The organism is Mycobacterium tilburgii, from assembly GCF_902168065.1.
In the GTDB taxonomy this organism is placed as follows: Bacteria; Actinomycetota; Actinomycetes; order Mycobacteriales; family Mycobacteriaceae; genus Mycobacterium; species Mycobacterium tilburgii.
The window spans coordinates 1-19,595 of sequence record NZ_LR655739.1 but is presented as its reverse complement, the minus strand read 5'-3'; the positions used below and the strand labels follow the sequence as shown (position 1 = coordinate 19,595).

Genomic DNA, 19,595 nt, shown 5'->3' with positions numbered 1-19,595 from the left:
CTCTGGAGCCGACTGCGTCGGCTCTTAACCCCTTTCCCTCGGGCCGGGCAAGCCCGCCCGAAATTAGCTAGCCCCGCTAATCGCTTACGCGATTAGCGTATTGTATTCACCTCGTCACGATCGGCTTTCCACTTGGCGCAACCGCTGCCGCGGTTGCCTGACGCGTACGCCTGATCAATGCCACCGGTTGAAGCCTAACCTAAGGGCTCGCAACTTTCGAATCCAAGCTCGTTCGCTAACGCAGCCAGATCTACTGGTGGCGCATCCGCCATCCATACCTGGGTACGGCCAGCAGAAAGGCACTTCGCGATGGGATGGACCCGCCATGCCAGCTGTCGGGTCATCACGGCATAGGCGAGGAACTGGGCGTGAAACCGCGTCGCCAGTGTTAGCTTGGCCACTATCCTACCGCGACGGCGCAACTCCCCCACAGCCCGCCTGCTTGCGTTGGTGACGGCAACCTGACGCCATGGCTTACCGTGGATTTCCATGATGGCGACGGTGTGCGGGTTGAGCCAGCCTTGTTCACGCCAGGCCGGCAAGATCGAGCGTTCGTCGTTGATCGCCTTGAGCGCATTGAGCGCGTATTGGTACTGCTGTTCGTTTCGGCGCTCGACCTCGGCTGGACCGCGCTGCAGCTGAGTGATTCGGTGCTTGGGAATCGCCAGCCGGCGAGACGGCGGATGCCGGCGAGAGATCCAGCGCCGCACTGTGGACACTGAGACGCCCGCATACTCCGCAACAGCGGCGACATTGACGCCACCGCGGATAGTGGGGCCGTAGCAGTCCAAAAGCATGCCGATGAGCCTTTTGCGGCTCCAGCGCGGTCCCCTCGCAGACCGTATCGCTTTGGCTGCGTTGCTCATTCGGGTGTGACGATACCGAAATCGTCGATGGTGACGAAATCCCAACCGGCGACGTATTTGTCGTCGAAGAATTCCCTCATCCAGTCACGCAGCCCGCTGTCGCCGCCGTCCTCGTAGGCACGCAGCATCGCCTCGAGTTCCTCGGGACTGATGTCGGTGGCCACGCGGCGATCGCGCGCGTAGCCCTGGTCGTAGCCGCCGACGCCCTGTTCGCCGCTGATCCAGATCTTGCTGCCGGTGCACAGCGCCTGGCTTCCCTGCGGGCTGGCGCGAAAGTCCGACGTCGCCGCGCGACGGCCGCGTTTGGTGGTCGTGACGCGCCGCGCGGCAGCACGGATCGCCGCCAGTCGACCCGGCGACGGTTTCTGGGTTCCGGCGGCCCAGCGGCGCACCGTGACTGGGGAAACTCCCAATGACTGCGCGGCGGCTTTCGCGTTGACCGCGCCGCCGCGGGGGCCGCGGCCGAATGCGGCTTGCAGCATGCCCCGCATGCTGGCGCCTTCAGCGGAGTCTGCCTCGCGCCGCCCTGAGATGCGCCGCACGAACGTGTTGCTCTGGGATGCTTGTGCTTGCCTGATGGCTTGGCGCACCTCTGTTTTCGATACACCTAGACCATGCGCAGCGCGCTCGACGTCGACCGTGTCGTTGGCGACCGAACCGTAGCCGGCCAGGTCGCCGGCGCTGATCCGGCTGCGCCGGCGACCTTGCCTGGCCATCAGCGGCTCCCGTCATCATCGTCAACGGTGCTCGGCAGGGATGCGCGCCAGTCGGCGGCGGGAACTAAATCGCGTTTGCCGCGATAGTCGCGCCCGTTGAGGTGCTCGAGGTGCTCGGCAAGCAGCCCGGAGGCCTCCGGTTTGTACTGTCCGAAGCCGCGGCCGAGCGACTCAGGCCCGCCGGGCCACGCTGTCACAGGATCTGGGTCGTCGGAGGCGTACAGCACGGTGTCGGTGGCTACCGCCAAGGGCCACTGTCCAATCTTTTCGCCGATCTGCTGTAGCCGGTAGACGATGTTGGCCTTGGCTTTGGAAAGCACATGCAGTCGCCGTTCTGGGCTGTAGGCGGGTTTTCCTTTGAGGTGCTCGTCGGAGCCGATGATGCCGATTCCGTGGGTGCGGATGATCTTTGCCTGATCGCGGGCGGCCTGGGCGTCGGCATCATCGATGTCCAGCATCGTACTGGCGTCGCGGAATCGTTCGTACCAACCGAGCAGCACTCGACCGTGCCGCGACCACAGCCAGGCCTCGAGGACCTCCGGCTGGTAGCCGAGTGCTGCGGCGCGTTCCAATGTGGGGGTGCACACCCATTTAGGGCCGGTGAAATGAAGTCCCCTGGGGTTCAGCACGTATGGGAGCCGCCAGTCGGACGGTTCAGGGATGTCGATTAGCCAGTATCCGGGCGTCTTGGCATCGAAGCGTGCGCCGTCGGGGTGGTGGACCGGATCGCCGATCGGCAACTCCAGGCCGGCGATGCCAGCCACATATGACCCGCCGCGGTCGTAGGCATGCACGTAGCGGCGTTGGCTTTCCTCGCTGGTGGGTTGCCGTGACCAGTCGAAGTCTGATTCGACGTCACCAATGCCGAACGGCGGGGTGGTCGTCGATGGTGCGAACACGTCGTCTCGCCACTCTTGCGGTGACCATGTCTTGGTTCTGGTCTGCAGCATCAGGTCCACGGCGGATACTCCGGCGTTGATCTTCCATGGAAACCGCAATGTGTCGGCGAGCAGTTTGAGTCGGTGGGCGATCTGGGCCGGTGTCGGTTCGTCAGCTAGGATCGGCATCTCGTCGGGCCCGCAACCCATGCCGGGGATGAGTGCGATCATCACGCCGCGCTTGTCGTCGCGATAAACGCGGGTCCATGTGCCGAGCCGTTGAGCGTGGGGGTCCCCCCCCGCTCCGCCGAGGTTCCAGCCGTCGTTGACGGCGAGGGTGACGAAGTCGATGCCTTCGGTGAGTTGGCGCAGCGACTTGGCGCGATCGCGGCGGCTAATCGCGTCGACGTCGATGCCGAAAGCCAGGCACGCTGCGTCGGTGATCCAGATCTGGCCTGGCTCACTGTAGGTCGGACTGAGTCGATAGCCGAGGTGATGTGTGTAGGCCAGCTTGGCGACCTGCCCGACATGCGCGATCGGCTCGGTGAGCTCGACGCGGGTTCCGTCGGCGAGCCACAACCCGTCGGTGTGGAGGACCGCGGCAGGTGAACCACCGGACACCACGTTGGACCCTGCGGTGCGGCGCGTTCGCGCACCTTTGGCCGGCGACTGCGGCTTTGGGTTGCTGTCCTGACTTGGCTCCGTCTGCGCGGCCGGGGCGGTCGCATCGGCGGTGCGGCGCCCGGCAGCTTCTCCTACGGACGCCTGGCCCTCGGCGCTCCCACCGCTACTACTGGTTTGTGGGACAGTGCCGGAATCGATGGGCTCAGTGTTGGCGGCAACGTCGAGCGCCGCGGTCAAAGCCTCGACCACCTGGGTCGTCGTCTCGGCGGTCAGCACCGCCAAGATGGTGTCGTCAGTCACGCTTGTGCGCCCGGTGACCGTCATGCGTCCGAGCCGAGAATGAGTATCAGACAAGTCAATTCGGGCGTTTGTCGCCTCGTCGCGGCCCAGGGCGTAGATCATTGCGGCACCGCGGGCGTACACCGGCCAGACCCGGTATTCGCGAGAGATCCGCATCGCGGCGCGCCGGCCGCGGAATCGCACGCGCGCGGCGATTGTCGCGGCCCACGCCGGCTGGAAGTGATGACGCCAGCTCTGGTCGAGCCAGGCGCGGGGGTCGGCGAGCGCGTCGAGATAGTTGGCGGCCGCCGACTCGACCAGGGCCCGCATTGGCGGATCGTCGGCGAACTCTTCCCTGGCTTGGCGAAGCCGCGTCGCCCAGGCTTCCAAGATGCGACTGTGCTGGGGCCACACGATTGCGCCGTCGATCGCCAGTTGCTCCGCGCCGAGTTCGGCGCCCCCGTCGCGAACGTCGTTTGCTAGTCCGTCGAGATCTTCGGTGCTCACCCATGCCTGCACGGCTTGGTCGACCTTCATCTGGGGGTGCGGGGGCGGCAGCATGTGAGGAACTTGCAAAGTGCTTGCCGGGGGCAGCGTCACGTGCCATAGACCGAACGGCCGCTTCGCCTCGTGGGCGGCTCGCGTCGCGGCCACGGCGTCAAGTATCTGCGGGTTTCCGTGCCCGAATGTCAGGGTTCCCGCCGAGGCGAGCTGGGGGCACTCCTGGGTCAGCCACACCAATTCGTCACAGTGCTCGAACTCTTGCTCTACTTCTGATGCCGGCGGACACCAGGCCGGTTGAACTCGCAGCTCGGGCATAACTTGAGCTGGCAATACCCCTGGGGCTATGACGACAGCACCGCGACGCTCGACACGATTCCGCATGATGTGGTCATTTATGACTGCTCCGCAGGCAGCCGCATTGGTCGCCGGCAGCCCGCCTAGCGTGGCGTACCACCGCCGTAACCGACGACCGAGTTCAATCACGTCCTCTGCCACCCCATCATTGCTACCGGCCAGCCAGGGGTGTTGCTCTGCCACGACTTCGACCGAAACGCGCTGGGGGCCAATACCACGGGACAGCACTACCCCACCGGGAGCGCGCCGCAGTTCCCAACCGCGGCCGACGAGGGCCGCCAAACTCTGCCCCATCTGCTTAACCAGCTGGGCATCGCTGTCGCCCGCATTGTGTTCTGGGCCGATCAACTGATGACAGCTAGCGCCAACCAACCACACCCTTGCGGGTTCAGAACTGCCCTCCCCCGTGGCTCCGGAGGGTATCGGCTGCAGCAGGCCACGCTTATGCGCCCATTGGATCAGTTTCTCCAGCTTGTCTGCGCCGTCCACAGGCCCGGTGAGCCGGTCACCGGCAACCGTAAATGAGCCCGCGGCAGAGAGGATCACGACATGACGGTCAACGAGAGCCGTTGATGCTGGCAGACCAGTCATGTTGGGCCGCCTTCGGATGCGTGGGTGCGTGCGGCAATGTAGGGGCGGATGCGGGCGCTGACTCCTTGCTGGGTCATGCCGAGAACGGCCCCGACTTCGGTGTAAGTCGCTCCGGCCGTTATCGCAGCGACGGCGGCCACCCTTTCATCGAGGCCGGCGGCGCGCAATAGCGTTGCTTGCACGGCTTTTGTCTCTCCGGTGCTGCCCCGTTGCACGGCTCCCACCAGGCGGGCACGTTGCGTGGGTGTGACTTTGCGTCGAGCCACGCGCCGCAGCCAGATATCCACTGCCGCCTCAAGTGAAACGTCTGCCATCTTCGCGGCGAAGTTTTCGGTATCCCGTTGTGCCGCAGCCTGAATCAGGGCGACAGTCAGGTAGCTGGTCATCATGCAAACCTACGTCCTGCATAAGCCCTTAGCATGTCCGGGATGCTAGCCAGCTAGCCTGACACGCACAACCACTGCTTGTTCTACGGCACAAGTGCGTTTTGTGCACATCGACTCAGAACGGATGTGGCGAGCGGGTGATACGCCACCAGCCACCTCGATGGTGACCCACTTTCCCTTGACGTAGATCATTTCGCGGGGATCTGCCCCACCGTCGCCGACAGCGGTTATGTATTCGACCGTGGCATGTTGGCGTCGGCCTTAGTTGTACCGGGCCACCAGTGCACGCACTCGGCGCTCGTTGTCCGGCGTGCGTGTCACGAACACCGGGGCGGTACTGTAGCGGTCGCGCAAGGAGCCTTTGCTGAATGCGGCGGCGTAGGCAGAGTCGATGTAGTGCGAGAAGCGAAATCGCCCGTACTGCAAGGCGTCGTTGAGGTCGAACACTTCTGAGCGGGTAAGTCGGGTGCGTTGCCGCGCCCTGGCGTTGTAGTGGGCGCGCCCTTTGGAGCGTCTGGCGAGCATATGGCCCAAAGAGGCTGCGTGTTCAACCATTTCGTCGGGGTAGAGGGCAGTGGAGGCAGTAAACATGGCGCGGTCGGCTTTAGTCATCTTGGCGTTGTTGGACAAAGTGAAGTTGGCGGCGGTGCCGCCGAAACTGCGTTCATGGGCCAGTTCTCGGCAGTAGACCTGCTTGGCGATGCGCGTACATGCCGCGTTGATTTCGTTGGATCGTGTGGCGGGCTTGCGTGTAGATCTCTTGTTTGGCGGAGATGTAGGTGTTGCGGGGAGTTGCTCGGAATTGCGCCAGGTGAAGTCCAGGTCCTGCCGGGAGACCAGGAGCTTGCGGACGTCGCCGAGCTGCTTGGCGAATTCGGCGCCCTCTCGGGCGGGCCAGGCGCCGGCGAAGCTGTCGTAGGTCTTTCGGCCGAACAACATTGTGTCGGCCCCGCTGAACGTGGCATCGACGGCCGCGCCCGTCTCATCGTTGAACGGGAAATACCACTGGTCGGGCGCCTCGACCACACCGTCGAGAGCGACGAACAAGCCTGCCTTGATCTTTCTCATCTTGGCATAGACCGCTCGACACGGCGGAACTCATCGCGCTGGTGCCCCAATGCTGCGGTCATCGGCCTGTAGCAGGTCGACGAGCACGCCGCACAAAACATCTTTCGGGCCGGTCTGGCCCACTATGCGCACGCCGCGTGAAAAGAAGTCAGTCGCTTCCAGCGGCGGGAGCATTGATCAGGATCTGTGACGTCGTTTGGTCGTGAATTCGGCGTCGGTGTCAACGTTTTCACTGCTTACCGATGCACAGCTGCGACACAAACGCACCGGAAACGAATACGGGTCTTTAACGGTACGGGTAGCCGCGTCGTCGCGCACTCCCCACATTACGCGAGGACGGCAACAATAGCGCTCTGCCGGAGGTCTAACAATCTCGACACCGCGTAGGCTGCTCTGCGTATCGCAGAGCCGTGAGTTGCTCTGACAGTGAAGCGCTGACCGATTGAGACGGCCATCCGTTTCCGAGCTCCTCAGCCGTCGGTCCCTGGACCTCGTCTCACGGGGATTTCCAATTGGACAGCGGGTGACGTTTCAGATGAAAATTAGACACGAATTTTGAGTCGTCTGCAGCAGTTTGAGTGAAACAACTCAACGGCGGCCTGGATCTAAACGCTGGCTGTCCGGAAAAATCTCTCGGTCGAAGTTGTAGTCGCGTGCGATGACTTGCAGTTGGGCGATGATGGCTTCGCGGAGGAACTGCGCGATGGTGTAGCGACGGCCGGTGGCGCGTTCGACGATGCGCACCGCTGCGCGGGCCCGCTGGTGTAGATCGGTGGGAATGTTGACCTTGCTGACGTCGCCAGGCATGGGCTGATCTACAGGTTTAGACATTGATGGCCGCGGGGCGGAACATTCCGTGGCGCTTCATGTGGTCGATCACATTCTCGTAGTCTTGATTGACGTCCTTAGCGCGGTATCCGTAAAGCGGAACCGGCAGGTAGTTGGTGTAGGCCTCGTCGACGATCGAGCTGCGGCGAACCGGCGGAGTGACCTTGTCGCCGAAGCCTTCTCGAAGATATTCCATCTGTTCGCGGTAGACGGCACCGGTGGCCGGCACGGCGCACGGAACGATTGCGATCAGCGGTACGTCGATCCGGAAGCTTTTTTTAAGAATGGCCAGTTCGCGCAGCAAATCCTGAATACCTTCTGATTCTTTGCCTGCGGGTTTGGTGCAGGTGATCAGTCCCCATGAGCCTGCTTGGCCGTTCTCCTCGACTGAGGCCGCTATCAACGCTGTCGTCACCAGGGCGCTGTTTGAACCGGGGGAATCGATCAGCGTGACATCTACCGGCGCCGCTCCTTCGAGTGCATCTCTAAGCCGCATCACTCCCCCGACCACCGCCGGCAATTCGACCATCAGTTTGTCCAGGGTGGAGCGAGCCGCTGGGACCACGGTCAGGTTAGCGATGAGGCCGTCAGGATCATTGATGTAGGCCGGTTCACCACCGTCATGGGTGTAGCCCTGGATGATGCGGGCAGGCCGTTCGATGTCGTTGATGTCCGCTTCCAGGCGCAGCACGTCGGCGATGGTCGTGCCGGTGATGTTGGGGTAGCCTAACCAGGTGCTGGCGTTGGCCTGTGGGTCGAGGTCGATGACACGGACCCGCAGCCCCGTGGCGGCCAGTTGGACGGCGGTTGTCACGACTGTGGTGGTTTTTCCGACGCTGCCGGACAGGTTGGCGACCGCGTAGGTGGACAATTTGATCTCCTATCGCTTCGGGGCTGCGGCGGGGCCAGTGATGCAGGCTGCATCGGTTGGGGTTGTTGCGGCGGGTGATGCAGGCTGCATCACGGGCGGGCGGCGTCGAGTTGGCTGCGTTCCCAAGGAGTCGGCTGGTAGCCGACCCGATTCATGAGCAATTCGACGTGGGCAACGGCGTCGTTGTCCCAGGTCTTGTCCTTTAGTTCTGCGGTGTGCAGTTCGGCTGCGGCGACGGCTCGGTGCCATGCCCGGGCATTGCGGGCCTTATCCCCTGTGCCGTCGGAGCCGGCGTCCCAGTCTCGTAGCAGGGCGCCGACCGCTGATGTCGCGCTGCGGGCGGCGACACCTGAAAGGTACTGGTTTACGAGGATTTTGAGCAGGTCTGCGTTGGAGGGCTGATGGTTGATCAACATGGCGCAGAACTGCCGGCGCTGCGCCTGGGCTTCCGCGGCGGCGGTTTGGGCGCGCTGCTTTTCTGCGAGCGCGGCGCTTCCATCGTCGACTGTGTCGGGTCCCGCGTCATTGGGCGGCGCCAATGCGGCGTGATCGTCGTCGGCTGTGGCGGCATCCGCGGGCGTCTTGTCTGTCGGTGCATCATGTCCGGCGGCCGCGGGTCGGGCGTAAAGGTCCAGCGCTCCTGAACCGGGGTTGATGGCTCCGATGACGTCGACACCGGGCTGGTAGTCAGCGGCGCGGTACTGGTGGCAGTTCTCCCCCAGTTCGGTGCGGGGGTTGTCGACGAGCGGGATCCCCAGCACGGTGGCTTTGGCGCGGGCCTTGCGTTCGGCGATGACGTGCTCGGCGGCCCGGGTAGCCAGCATTCCTCTGTCTAGGACTAGCTCTAGAGCTTGGACTTGTTCAGCCTTACGCTGCTCGGATAGCTGGTCGGGATCCTTATTTTTCTGCCAGCGCCGCGACGGGCCATAGGGCAGTGCGCCGGCAAGAGCGGCTGCCTCGGCGCTGGGCAGCTGGCCGGCGTCGACGGCTCGGCGTAGTTCGGGTGCCAATAGCAGCAGCGCCAGTCGGCGTGACACCGTGGCCTGGTCAATGCCTAGGCGCTCAGCGATGGCGCGCTGCGACAGTCCTAGCTCGGAGTATCGGGCGAAAAGTTTGGCCTGGGCGAGATCGGAAAGGTCTTGGCGACCCAGGTTTTCGGCGGCCATCGCGTCGAGGTCACCGTCGTCGGCCATGATCGCCTCGTCGACGACCGCTGGCACGGTGTCGCGGCCGGCTTCCAGTGCTGCGGCGCGGCGGCGGTGACCGTAGACCAGCACGTAACGCGCCTGCGGGGGGAGATGTGCAGCGACGGATGGTCTGGCCACCAGGAACGCCTCGCGCGGCACCACCAACACCGGTAGGCGCACGCCGTTGGCGCGCACGCCGTTGAGTAGTTCTTCCCATTTGGGGTCACCCGGCTGCGGTTGTGACCGGCTTGGGTCGTTGAAGGGGTGCGTAGCAATTTCGGCGACCTGGATTTGCACCACATGGTGGGCTTCGTCGGTGGCGACGGCTGATATGCCTGCGATGAGGCCGCTGTTCTCAGTGGGGGAGTCGCCGGTGGTGGGGGAGAGATCGGCGTCTGGCACGGTGTCTCCGCCGGCGAGTTTGGCGAACCTGTTGGCAGTTTTTCGGCTGCCAGGCTTGGGGCGGCGGGGCGTGTGAAATGTGATCGTCTCTGCCACGGGGGCTCCTCTCGAAATACCGGCATTAGGGTATTGGATCGGTGTCGTGGGGCACGCGTTGGCGACGGCGTGTCGCCAAATTGACGGCCAGTATTCATGTGCCTCTGGAAGTGATGCAGGCTGCATCATCCGCGCTAAGTCGGGTTGGCAACGGCGCTTGGGGGAGTGGGTGGCTTGCCGAGCCAGGCCGGGCTCCAGCAGCACCAAAACGATGGAAGGGGCTGATGCGGGGGAGGCATTTCGACACCGAGCAAAGGATTTGCGTGCCACCTGGGAGGCCGGGGTTGCCCACGTGTGCATCGGCTCCGCATAGCTGTCTATGTCGTCTGCGCATATACCGTAATGCGCGATATGTGTACTGACGCACTGTCAGCGCGTACGTGTCGCATCTGTCGTTCGGCCGTTGTCGGCATGCTCATACGCATACGCACAGGCAGTATTAGCGAACGGGATAGGCGATTTACTTGCCGTGTCCACCTTGTGTGCTCTACTGCGAGCACGCGGGCAAGGGCCGGGAACGCGGTCCATTAGTTCTCGCACCAGGTCTGATTCGGCCATCGGCTACCCCTTTCGCAGCGGGCCCAGGACGACAAAGTCCCCACCACGATCCGCATTAACAGACGGACGCTGAAGAGGCTGCGCACCCAGGAGAAACGCTGGTCGACGACGATGTCGTTCATCGTTGAGCGGGCATTGGAGCCCGTGCCTAGCAGGCGTGGTTCCTCGCGTTCACCGTGCAAAACGACGACAGCTTGGAAATGATTGCAGCCCAAAATGATCCCCGCACGTCATACATCCTCAAGAGCCAGGACTTCGAGGCGACGATAAAGATCTCGAAGCTGCACTACAACATGATCCTGCTCGACTGCGGAACCGACCACCTTGTCGATCAGAGAGCTGATCCCACGTATCCGGGCCACGCTGGCCTCTGGCCGCGACGACGAGCTGGTGGACGACACCCTCGACGAAGACGGACCGCGGCCGTATTCACTTGCGCCACTTAGAGGTACACCGTTTATCCTGGACGCCACCCTGAAAACGTTGGGCGTCGACTACGGCGAGCAACTCATACTGTGTAAGTTGCCGCCCGGCCTGGCTGCACCGCCGGTGGTCGAGGACATCGCCGACGCCTCGGCGATCCATTCGGCCATCCAGGCTGACCTACACGTTACGCGCCGAGAACAATGTGGGAGCCCGCAAGACTGTTCCCCGATCGCTAAACGAGGTTAGGTACATGTCGTTGCGAGCGTCAATACGCGCCGCGGTGGTGAGGTGGATGCTAAAACCCGGGTCGCTTAGCGCCGTGCCGATCGTGGAGCGCAGATTCTCAGAAATTCCCACAACAGCGTAGGCCTCGTTGAGCAGCGCGGTGTCCGTTTCGGCGCGGCCCAGTGCTCGAGCCTCGCACCCAGGAGTGCTTCAGCGTTGGTGGCCGCGATAGGCCCTTGCCCTTGGATGCTTAATTGGTCAAATACTTGCTGCCACAAACCCAAATAGGAGCCGGCTAAACCGTGAGCAACCTGCACTGGACTGATGCAGATAAATAAGGGTAGTCGCGCACCTGGCTGCTAAGCGGCGCTAGCACACGGCGCACGTCATGCCAACGCTTGGCTCGAAAATAGATGACTGGCAGGACCTGGTTGTGCAGCCAGGATCCGGTCGTCGAGCAGCTCGCGGGCACCCGCGTAGTCACCGGTTGCGGCACGGGCGACCGCGCAGGCCATGGCCACTCCATTGGCGCCGTGGGCGTGCAGCTGAATGTACATGCCGATGTCGAACACGAAATCCACAGCGTCCGCGACGAAGTCGGCGACCGACATCAATTCACCGCACGTGCCAATCGTGCGTAGGCGTTTTCGAGGACCTCGCGGCTGACCGCTCCGTTGGCGGCCAGACCAGGCCACCCGTCACACTGGTCGGGATGTTGCGCGGTAAGCCGCTCGAATCCGCTGCGTGCGGCCCGCTTGTCGGCGACCTGGCGGTGAACCGTAGACCTCTGCTCCCATTGCTGCGCAGCTACTGACAAACAAGTCCAGCACGTCGCTGCTGGTCATCGCTTCTCCAGGACCGCGGCCACTTGTTCGCTGACCTTCCTGTTCACCTGGGCAAAACCTGCCTCCGACATGGCCAGCAGCAGTTCGCTGAGCTTGTCACCAGGATAGCGGTCAAACAGGTCCTCGGCGAATGTGGCGGCGTCGACGACCATGCCATCTCCGGCGAACACGATGGCGTTGTCGCCGTCCGGGCAAGCAACCTCCACACGCAGGTGCTCGATATTGCGGCGCGCGGCGTGTATTTGTTCGAGAAACTCACGCCCGCACGTCATTTCGGCGACCACAGCGGGATGCAGTGGGATGTCCATCAAGTGTCGCCTAACGCTGGTGGTGTGGCTATTCGGGGTTGGTGCGCGCCGTCGAGCAAGCAATTAAAATCCTGCACCAACCAGCCAGACCGCGTAACCGAAACTGTCACCTACTCGTGCAGCAGGCCTGGCGACGGAATCGAGGCTGTCAGTTTGTCACACCGCTTGGCGCCCGGAGAAGTATGTCATTTACCCCGGCGGTCCCCAGTACCGGTTGCAGCCTATGGCAAGCTTCGATAGCGAGGGCTATGCGCTCAAATATGTTTCAGTCGGGGAACATACCGGAACCCATTGGGGCGCGCCGTGCCATTTCAATAAAGGTGAAGCTGCTGCCGACGAGCTGGAGCCTGAAGACTTTTTGTCGAGGCCGTACAATGGTTGCTGCGGACCTCGACCAGCTTACTGCGCGCGGGTTTTGGCTTGCGGTTGGCGGCTTCATCAGCGCCGGCGGCACTGGATCGCCTGCAACGGTTTACGCCTTGAGGCCCAAGGTCGTCGCATCTACGACACCCATCTAGACTATTTTGGACTGGGAATCGGACTATATCGGATTGTGTCTTTTGGCTGGTTAGCTGCGCGCCGTCGCCTGTTCACGGATTGGACGGTCGCGGTTTGCAAGGTGACCGCTGCGCCGGCTGCTGGAATTTCCTCGAGGTTCATACCGGGGCGCCGGCCGGGCGGTGACGGGCGCGCTGGTAGGCGACCCGATATTCCTCGACGCTGATGCCGAGGTGCTTTGCGAGTTCGAACGCGTTGGCGTCGGTCAGACCGATGTCGGCGCGTTCGATTCCCCGCAGAGTGGTGGTGGCGATTTTGGCGGCGGCGGCCAGCTCGGGCTGAGTCATTCCTTTGATGACACGCCAGTCGCCAGGGTAGCGCTCGTGGGCAGGGATATTGACGACCTGCTCGATGGCGGTGTCAAGGATGCGCATAACGCGAGCCAGCAGATCCACTTGGGGGGTTCCACGACCAGCTTCCCATGCATGCACGGTCGACTGGCCGACATCGGCGAGGCGGGCCAGGTCGGCGACGCTGATGTCTTTGCGCCGGCGAGCCTCGGCGAAGGCCTGCGGATTGAATCCGCGCAGCACGCGCCGCGTCATACCGGACCTGCAGCGCGGTTCATAGTCAAAAAGATTCACCGAGGTCTCCACTTTTCTGTTAACTTAGCTGTCATAGAATGTTGTCTTATTAAGTTGGAGCGTACGGCGTGATGCGGAGGGATTCGGTGAAACTGCTTCGCACACTTGGCGCAGCGCCCGACACCTCAGATGCCGGCACTTGCCGGCTTTGAGCCTCGTTTCGACGTCATTCCCGCGCTGCGGGCGCATCAGCCGGTCGAGGTTGTTCGGCCGTTGTACTAGTGGGCCAAGTGCCTACGTGATCGCGAGGAAATCCTGCTGGGCGTTGGATTCGACGCGAAACGAGGATGTACGCCGGCATGTGGGTGCCCGAACGTAAAGAGAACGGCGCGGCCATGGACGAGCTACGTCGCATCGCCGGCCCGGACCCCGACATGGCTGGGCTTGCCGCACTGGGGGTCTCGGCATGAGGACGGCCAAGGTAGCGACACCGCGGCGGCCGCGCCAGCACGGGTTCGCTTCGGTGCTGTCGGATGCCCGGCTTAGGCTGTGCGTGGTGCGTGAGTGCCCCGAGGTGCGGGCCCGGCAACGTGGCGGCGCTGTTGACATTCACGCCGATCGGCGCCTACATGACGCCAACATCGACGCGATGAGGGAGCAGTCGTGAGTGCGGTTGTTGGACAACAGAAACAGCGATGGATCAATCACCGCCTGACGGCGCACCGGATGCGTGATCGGGGCCAGTCGCTTAATGCAATCGCCGACATTTGCGGGTCACCAAGCGCTCGGTCAGTCGTTATGTTGCCGCGGCCTAAGCCGCTGGATGTCGAGACCGAGGTTGATTTGGAGTGTCCGGGCGGCTTGGCGCGGTGTTGGGACGGCTGCACCCACATGATGTGCGGCGCCAGACGGTTGCCTTTTTTACCCAGCCTTCGCAACTTCGACCACTACCAGGTTTTGGGTTCGATTCGGGCCCACACCACCGTCGTCAGCGGTGGTGCCGGCCTGCCGACACCACCGGGGCATGCTGTCGAACTTGTTTCGGCAATTCAGGGTTGTCGGCATGTGCATCGCTGTCATGGCGCTTGCTGGCCAACATGACTTCCAAATCCTGACCAAAAGGGCCGGCCGAATGCGGGCCATGCTCAACAGCAGGCGGTTTCGCCAACTAGTCGCGGATCAGTGCGTGGATCTGATCGCCGACCGTGATAGCGGCTACTGGGGGTTGCGGTGGCCTCTGGGCTCGGAATGAGAGGCGTCGCCGTCTCCACAACCCACCGGACCGGTGCAAAAGCCAGGGATGAGCGTTAAGGGTCGGCGATCAGCGACTCACTTGATGGTGGTCGGCCGGCGACCATTGCATCCATGGTGCTTGTTTTGTTAGCGCGGTTGGTGGGCCGGGCGGCGCGCCATCTGGACGCTTGCAATTGCTAGCACGGCGACGCCTTTGCTGTCGGTACACATAAACCCCTGTTGCCCAGATGGTTATCCCTGGTCAACCGACAGTACGCTGCGCCAGCAAACATGTTGTAAAGGTTGCCGAGAGCGGCCCCGCGATCCCTGCCGGCGCAAGCAGTAACGCCAGCAAACAACAAAGTAACGGTGGGGAGCCGTGTCGATCTCAGTTCTGCGGCCGTTGGCGTGGTCCGATGAACCGGTCGACTCGGTAGAGGAAGGGAGGACCGCCGCAGCTGCTACCCCCATATAGGGGTTATGACAACGAAATACAGGGATTAAGAAGACAGATGCCCCCAGGAGGGGGATCTGGGAATCGATCAAAAAGGTCGAATCCTCGGAGCGCCAACTCCGAGTTTCCGAGTTTCGTGAGACCTGAAGCGCCAACTTAGAGTCTCGGTCCCCCATGTGAACAGGGAGAACACCGTGGAAGGTAATTCTCAGGGTACTGCTTACCCTGGACATGATTCAACACAGCCTCGCGGAGTGTCACAAAACCGCTCGGCGAGCTGGGCGAACACAGGACAGTCATGTGTGTGTCGCGACCGCGCAAACCCGGCACGTAAAGGTTGCCGGCACCGGCCTCGAGTCGGCTTTGTCGATGCCGCGCTGGTGCGTGAACGCGTGCAGGCACACGTAGGCCGGCTAGGACTTCGGGGAGCGCGCCGCCACGTGCTAGCCGCAGTGCTTGGGCTGCTGTGTGGCTGGAGCAGAATCACCGACGACCGGGTGGCGCTGAGCCAACTGGTCGATCTGGTCGCGTCAGCCTGTGGGCATCGCTACAACCTCAAGACCATTGGGCGAGCCTTGGCGGACTTGGCCGCCGACGATGTCATCGTCTACCGACCGGCGCAAGGCCGCGGCACCCGGGCATTCATCGCCATCCATGACCGCTTTGTCGGCGACATCGCGGTGCTCGACCGAGACAGTTCGGGCCGGGTCATCACCGCTTACAGCAACCGCCTCGACCATGATTCCGTCACCCTTTCAAGCTGTTCTCCTTATAGAAACCAATCTCATTACCTCCCTACCCTCCGCAACCGAACGCAGCCCCGCGTTACCCGACCGACTGAAGTCGATGTCTCTTCGCAGGAGTTGCGCGACGTGCTGCAAAACCTCCCCGCCCCGATGACGGAACTGCCTAAACACCTGCGGTGGATGCTGGGCAGGGAAATCCGCCAGCGGCTACAAGCTGGATGGCGCCCGGATCAAATCCTCGAGGTGCTCTCAGCGCCGATGCCTACCCAAGTGCAGCGTCCGTGGCGGTTAGCGCTGTGGCGGTTACGGCACAACATGGTTGGCACCGGCCCGCGGCTGCGGCTCCTGCAACAAGCCTGGGACGCGCACGCGGCGGCCGAGGCGAAAGCCGCCGCCGACAACACCACCACACGCTGGTACAGCGACGTGTTTGCAGCGACCAACGCTGATCAGCGTACTGATCTGCTGCGCGCCCATGAGGTGAAGTTCAGGCAGCAGCCCACAGATCCGGTCGCGGCGTTGGCTGGGGCAGGTCGGCGAGCGTCTCAACTGTTCCCAAATCTGCCGTTGGGGGTCGCGTTGGCGCGATGGGCCGCCGAAATCTTGGACAACCAGCCCAAATACGCTGAGGCAGAGCCGAGTCCGGCTGGGGCGGCGAGCAATGACCTGCTGATCGAGTTGGCGATCGGTGGATGCCAGTGCGTGGTGTGCGGATCCCGGCAAGCGATCGCCCGCGCGCAGTTGCCGCTGAAATCATTTGTGTGTGACCAGTGCTGGCCGCTCATCGCCGCTGAACTGGACGAGCAGGGCACCGGTGTCGACGACTGGGTGGCGGCGTGACCGATCTAGACAACCGTCGCACCGGTGCGCGGCCGCGGCCGGCCACGCGCCCAGGCCCACACCGACCTGGAAGATGCCCGTCACCACCGTAGGACCTCGATGCCGAACAGTCAGTGCTGGTCGGAATGCTGCTGAGCAAGGACGCGATCGCCGACGTGCTCGAAAAGCTGCGACCAGCAGACTTTTACCGGCCCAACCACCAAGCCATCTACGCGGCCATCCTGGATCTGTACGGGCGCGGAGAACCTGCGGTTATGGTTGCGGCAGAGCTCGACCGGCGCGGTCTGCTACGTCGCATCGGCGGCGCCCCCTATCTGCACACCCTGATCTTCATGGTGCCCACCGCCGCCAACGCCGGCTACTGCGTCGGAATTGTCGCTGAAAAGAAAGGCGGTGTTGCGCTGCCTGGTGCAAGCCGGCATCCGGGTAGTCCAGTACGGCTACGCCGGCGCCGAAGGCGCTGATGTGGCCGAGGTCGTCGACCGGGCACAAGCCGAGATCTACGACGTCACCGACAACCGAGGCAGCCAGGACTACACGCTGCTGGGCGATCTACCGCAAGACACCATGGACGAGATCGACGCCATACATTCCGGCTCCGGGCGCACCCACAGCGTACCGACCGGTTTCGTCGAGCTCGACGAGGTCACCACCGGGCTGCACGGCGGGCAAATGATCATAGTCGCCGGCAGACCCGGCCAAGGCAAAACCGCACTAGCAACTCGACATTATGCGATCCTGCTCCATCAAACATGGTACGGCCAGCGTCATCTTCAGCCTGGAGATGAGCAAATCAGAAATCGTGAGCGGCTGATCCGGGCCAAAGCGCGCCGGCTCAAACATAAAGGCCGAGTAATGGGTTTGTTGTGTGGCGCAAGCTGCGCGGCGAGGTAAAATTCTCACAGGGCTCTTTAGGGCTCTTCAGCAGATCGGAGTGCTCCGCATGACTACCCAGACCGAGCAAATCGTGTCTGAGGACCAGGCCGCCCAGGCCAAGTCCCAAGTCGGCGTGCAAGCTAAGACATGGTGCTACTCGCTCCAGCCCAGCACACAGGCCGCTGTCAACTTTGTGAACTTCCCCTCCGGCGCAGCAGGCCAGGGAGGCGGTTTTCAGCGTAAGGGACAACGGCCAAGTCGATGCGTTCGCGTTCTTCTGAGCCCGACACAACTCAGAGACTCTGCGTGGCCGCCGCCGAAAGTTGTCGACGGCGGCACCAGGGGTTCGTCGAGTGTGGTCCGGCTGGAGCCCGCTTAGGCTCATTGCTTCCCCCTCGCGCGGCTCGGCGGCTCAACACACAACCCGTGGTGCACCTAAGGAAAGGTAATTTGTCGTGATACAGCCAGGAAATTCCGCTGGATCCAAACCGGCACAGACGACCGGCCGCTACGTGGTCGTATTTGCAGACGATAGCCCAGTCGCCCCTGCACGTGCTCTTCAGTCGATCGCGGGCATGTCGAATGTGGTTCGGAGCGGCGACTTTGAGGCCCACGCGATGGATCTGGAGCGGACCCGGGCCACTGAAGGCACCGTGTTTGACGCGCTCGGCGTTGCTGTGGTGAGCGCGGACCCCGACCAACTCACCGCACTCCAGACGGCGTCGTCAACGCCGGAGACAATCCGGGCTGTCGAGCCTGAACTTGTCCATCACGTGTTAGCGGATTCAGCGGGGCCATCGATCGATTACATGCGCGGCTACCGCGACGGCGTCACCGACCTGAGCGGGCGAATCAACGACACCACAGCCCCGCTTGCGGCCGCGCTGCCCGCATTTCAGGACACCGCACAGTTCACATGGGGATTGCAGGCCACCGCGGTGAGCACGTCACCACGATCTGGTCACGGCGTGAGCGTCGCGGTCCTCGACACTGGGTTAGACCTGAGCCATCCGGACTTTGCCGGTCGCCCGATCAATGCCCAGTCGTTCGTCGCTGGAGTCGGCCCCCAGGACGGACACGGGCACGGCACGCATTGCATTGGCACCTCTTGCGGGCCGCAAACGCCCCCGGATACCCGCCGATACGGCGTCGCATACGGCGCGGACATCTACGTCGGAAAGGTGCTCGACGACAGCGGGTCCGGCGTCGATCAGGGAATTCTTGCCGGGATCAACTGGGCCGTCACTAACGGTTGCAATATCATTTCGATGTCGCTCGGCGCCGACGTCCCGCAAGTTTCTCGAGCCTATGAGCGTGTCGGGCGTCGTGCCCTCGCGGCGGGGACACTTATCGTCGCCGCGGCCGGAAACAACGCGCGCAGGCCCGGCGACCCCGGCTTCGTCGGTGTACCCGCAAACAGCCCGTCGATCATGGCGGTCGGTGCGCTGGACTCTCAGTTGAACATCGCCTCGTTCTCGGCTCGCAGCAACCCAGTCAACGGCGGCCAAGTCGACATCGCAGCACCGGGTGTTGCCGTGTATTCGTCTTGGCCAATGCCCACCCGCTACAACACCATCAGCGGAACCAGCATGGCCACCCCGCACGTGTCCGGCATCGCTGCCCTGTGGGCGGAGGCCACCGGCCAGCACGGATTAGCCTTGTGGGGCTCGCTCGTGCAGCACGCACGCCGAATACCGGTGCTTTCCGTCGACGTCGGATCCGGGTTAGTTCAAGCGCCGCAGTAACGGAGCGACCGTGGTTCCACCAACTATCGAAATCACCGTGGCGGTCGACGATGAACACCTCGGTAACGCCATCACCGACGTAGTAACGGAGTTGCGCGCTAACGGCATGCAAGTCAATGAAGTTCACGCCGCTATCGGTGTGATCTCCGGATCGATCGAGGAAGCCTCCGCCCAGTCTCTCGAAACCATTCCCCGGGTAGCGTCGGTCGAGCGTTCCCACACCTACCGACTACCACCTCCCGACTCTGCTACACAGTAGTGATATGCGGGCCTAAGCCGGGGCCTTGCTCGTCGCGGTTAATCTGTGTCATCGCTCGTCGCGGTTAATCTGTGTCATCAAGTCCATTGATGGCGGATGATCGGGTTTCCCGAGTGACAGAACGGTTGTCGATAAGGCCAACCGTCACATCAGCAGAGCAACCGGTGGCATTGATCAGGCGTACGCGTCAGGCAACCGCGGCAGCGGTTGCGCCAAGTGGAAAGCCGATCGTGACGAGGTGAATACAATACGCTAATCGCGTAAGCGATTAGCGGGGCTAGCTAATTTCGGGCGGGCTTGCCCGGCCCGAGGGAAAGGGGTTAAGAGCCGACGCAGTCGGCTCCAGAG

Annotated in this window: 18 protein-coding genes and 1 pseudogene; 6 read left to right on the top strand and 13 right to left on the bottom strand. The window is 62.9% G+C overall.

From position 1 onward, the window contains the following. Nucleotides 1–194: 194 nt before the first annotated feature. From FQ389_RS23250 to FQ389_RS23215, 8 genes are all read right to left on the bottom strand, one after another. Nucleotides 195–797, bottom strand: coding sequence for an RNA-binding protein (locus FQ389_RS23250; RefSeq protein ID WP_313901993.1), 603 nt, complete (start codon nt 795–797; stop codon nt 195–197). Nucleotides 798–862: 65 nt separating this feature from the next. Then, the gene (locus FQ389_RS23245) at nt 863–1,582 is read right to left on the bottom strand and encodes a hypothetical protein (protein WP_144209241.1); all 720 of its coding nucleotides are present in this window, start codon (nt 1,580–1,582) and stop codon (nt 863–865) included. Next, a complete protein-coding gene (locus tag FQ389_RS23240) occupies nt 1,582–4,101 on the bottom strand; it encodes a hypothetical protein (protein WP_407662917.1) in 2,520 nt (839 codons plus the stop codon). The genes FQ389_RS23245 and FQ389_RS23240 overlap by 1 nt, the downstream gene beginning before the upstream one ends. Nucleotides 4,102–4,808: 707 nt before the next feature. Beyond that, nucleotides 4,809–5,201 (bottom strand): Fis family transcriptional regulator, encoded by a 393-nt coding sequence (locus tag FQ389_RS23235; RefSeq protein ID WP_144209235.1) that lies wholly within the window; start codon nt 5,199–5,201, stop codon nt 4,809–4,811. A 258-nt stretch (nt 5,202–5,459) separates the two neighbouring features. Beyond that, nucleotides 5,460–6,266 (bottom strand): dihydrofolate reductase family protein, encoded by an 807-nt coding sequence (locus tag FQ389_RS23230; protein WP_260860835.1) that lies wholly within the window; start codon nt 6,264–6,266, stop codon nt 5,460–5,462. A 588-nt stretch (nt 6,267–6,854) separates the two neighbouring features. Next, entirely contained in the window at nt 6,855–7,073 is a 219-nt protein-coding gene (locus FQ389_RS23225; RefSeq protein ID WP_260860834.1) for a hypothetical protein, read from the bottom strand. A gap of 16 nt (nt 7,074–7,089) precedes the next feature. Further along, nucleotides 7,090–7,965, bottom strand: coding sequence for a ParA family protein (locus tag FQ389_RS23220; RefSeq protein WP_144209228.1), 876 nt, complete (start codon nt 7,963–7,965; stop codon nt 7,090–7,092). 89 nt (nt 7,966–8,054) lie between these two features. After that, complete coding sequence (locus FQ389_RS23215) at nt 8,055–9,554, bottom strand: ParB/RepB/Spo0J family partition protein (protein ID WP_260860833.1); 1,500 nt, start codon at nt 9,552–9,554, stop codon at nt 8,055–8,057. A gap of 978 nt (nt 9,555–10,532) precedes the next feature. Between FQ389_RS23215 and FQ389_RS23210 the strand changes: the two genes are divergently transcribed. Beyond that, a complete protein-coding gene (locus tag FQ389_RS23210; RefSeq protein ID WP_260860832.1) occupies nt 10,533–10,880 on the top strand; it encodes an EsaB/YukD family protein in 348 nt (115 codons plus the stop codon). Here FQ389_RS23210 and FQ389_RS23205 read toward each other — a convergent pair. The 4 genes from FQ389_RS23205 to FQ389_RS23190 all read right to left on the bottom strand — a co-directional run bounded on the left by FQ389_RS23205 (nt 10,812) and on the right by FQ389_RS23190 (nt 12,012). After that, complete coding sequence (locus FQ389_RS23205; protein ID WP_327021946.1) at nt 10,812–10,991, bottom strand: hypothetical protein; 180 nt, start codon at nt 10,989–10,991, stop codon at nt 10,812–10,814. The two genes, FQ389_RS23210 and FQ389_RS23205, sit on opposite strands and share 69 nt — an antisense overlap. Before the next feature lie 254 nt (nt 10,992–11,245). Next, on the bottom strand, nt 11,246–11,554 hold the full coding sequence (locus FQ389_RS23200; RefSeq protein ID WP_327021945.1) for a hypothetical protein: 309 nt from the start codon (nt 11,552–11,554) through the stop codon (nt 11,246–11,248). Then, entirely contained in the window at nt 11,470–11,676 is a 207-nt protein-coding gene (locus tag FQ389_RS23195; protein ID WP_327021944.1) for a hypothetical protein, read from the bottom strand. Before FQ389_RS23195 ends, FQ389_RS23200 begins: the two co-directional genes overlap by 85 nt. A 24-nt stretch (nt 11,677–11,700) precedes the next feature. Beyond that, nucleotides 11,701–12,012: a hypothetical protein gene (locus tag FQ389_RS23190; RefSeq protein ID WP_144209222.1), complete on the bottom strand. Its 312-nt coding sequence runs from the start codon at nt 12,010–12,012 to the stop codon at nt 11,701–11,703. Nucleotides 12,013–12,235: 223 nt separating this feature from the next. Between FQ389_RS23190 and FQ389_RS23185 the strand changes: the two genes are divergently transcribed. Beyond that, on the top strand, nt 12,236–12,736 hold the full coding sequence (locus FQ389_RS23185) for a cyclase family protein (protein ID WP_144209219.1): 501 nt from the start codon (nt 12,236–12,238) through the stop codon (nt 12,734–12,736). On the opposite strand, the gene FQ389_RS23180 is transcribed toward FQ389_RS23185, so the two are convergent. Then, entirely contained in the window at nt 12,669–13,115 is a 447-nt protein-coding gene (locus FQ389_RS23180; protein WP_144209216.1) for a helix-turn-helix transcriptional regulator, read from the bottom strand. The two genes, FQ389_RS23185 and FQ389_RS23180, sit on opposite strands and share 68 nt — an antisense overlap. 445 nt (nt 13,116–13,560) lie before the next feature. Here FQ389_RS23180 and FQ389_RS23175 point away from each other — a divergent pair, with 445 nt between their 5' ends. From FQ389_RS23175 to FQ389_RS23160, 4 genes and pseudogenes are all read left to right on the top strand, one after another. Then, nucleotides 13,561–13,761, top strand: coding sequence for a hypothetical protein (locus tag FQ389_RS23175; protein WP_144209213.1), 201 nt, complete (start codon nt 13,561–13,563; stop codon nt 13,759–13,761). Between the two features lie 1,472 nt (nt 13,762–15,233). Continuing rightward, the gene (locus FQ389_RS23170) at nt 15,234–16,367 is read left to right on the top strand and encodes a hypothetical protein (protein ID WP_260860831.1); all 1,134 of its coding nucleotides are present in this window, start codon (nt 15,234–15,236) and stop codon (nt 16,365–16,367) included. Between the two features lie 125 nt (nt 16,368–16,492). Then, nucleotides 16,493–17,172: pseudogene (locus FQ389_RS23165) on the top strand (DnaB-like helicase N-terminal domain-containing protein); the annotation flags it as partial. 526 nt (nt 17,173–17,698) lie between these two features. After that, the gene (locus FQ389_RS23160; RefSeq protein WP_144209208.1) at nt 17,699–18,988 is read left to right on the top strand and encodes a S8 family peptidase; all 1,290 of its coding nucleotides are present in this window, start codon (nt 17,699–17,701) and stop codon (nt 18,986–18,988) included. Nucleotides 18,989–19,595: the final 607 nt, after the last annotated feature.

Bases quoted from the DNA above. Each gene is read 5' to 3' on its own strand.
- FQ389_RS23190 (WP_144209222.1), bottom strand. From the start codon at position 12,012: ATGGACATCCCACTGCATCCCGCTGTGGTCGCCGAAATGACGTGCGGG.
- FQ389_RS23180 (WP_144209216.1), bottom strand. From the start codon at position 13,115: ATGACGCGGCGCGTGCTGCGCGGATTCAATCCGCAGGCCTTCGCCGAG.
- FQ389_RS23245 (WP_144209241.1), bottom strand. From the start codon at position 1,582: ATGGCCAGGCAAGGTCGCCGGCGCAGCCGGATCAGCGCCGGCGACCTG.
- FQ389_RS23175 (WP_144209213.1), top strand. From the start codon at position 13,561: ATGAGGACGGCCAAGGTAGCGACACCGCGGCGGCCGCGCCAGCACGGG.
- FQ389_RS23235 (WP_144209235.1), bottom strand. From the start codon at position 5,201: ATGATGACCAGCTACCTGACTGTCGCCCTGATTCAGGCTGCGGCACAA.
- FQ389_RS23250 (WP_313901993.1), bottom strand. From the start codon at position 797: ATGCTTTTGGACTGCTACGGCCCCACTATCCGCGGTGGCGTCAATGTC.
- FQ389_RS23230 (WP_260860835.1), bottom strand. From the start codon at position 6,266: ATGAGAAAGATCAAGGCAGGCTTGTTCGTCGCTCTCGACGGTGTGGTC.
- FQ389_RS23185 (WP_144209219.1), top strand. From the start codon at position 12,236: ATGGCAAGCTTCGATAGCGAGGGCTATGCGCTCAAATATGTTTCAGTC.
- FQ389_RS23225 (WP_260860834.1), bottom strand. From the start codon at position 7,073: ATGCCTGGCGACGTCAGCAAGGTCAACATTCCCACCGATCTACACCAG.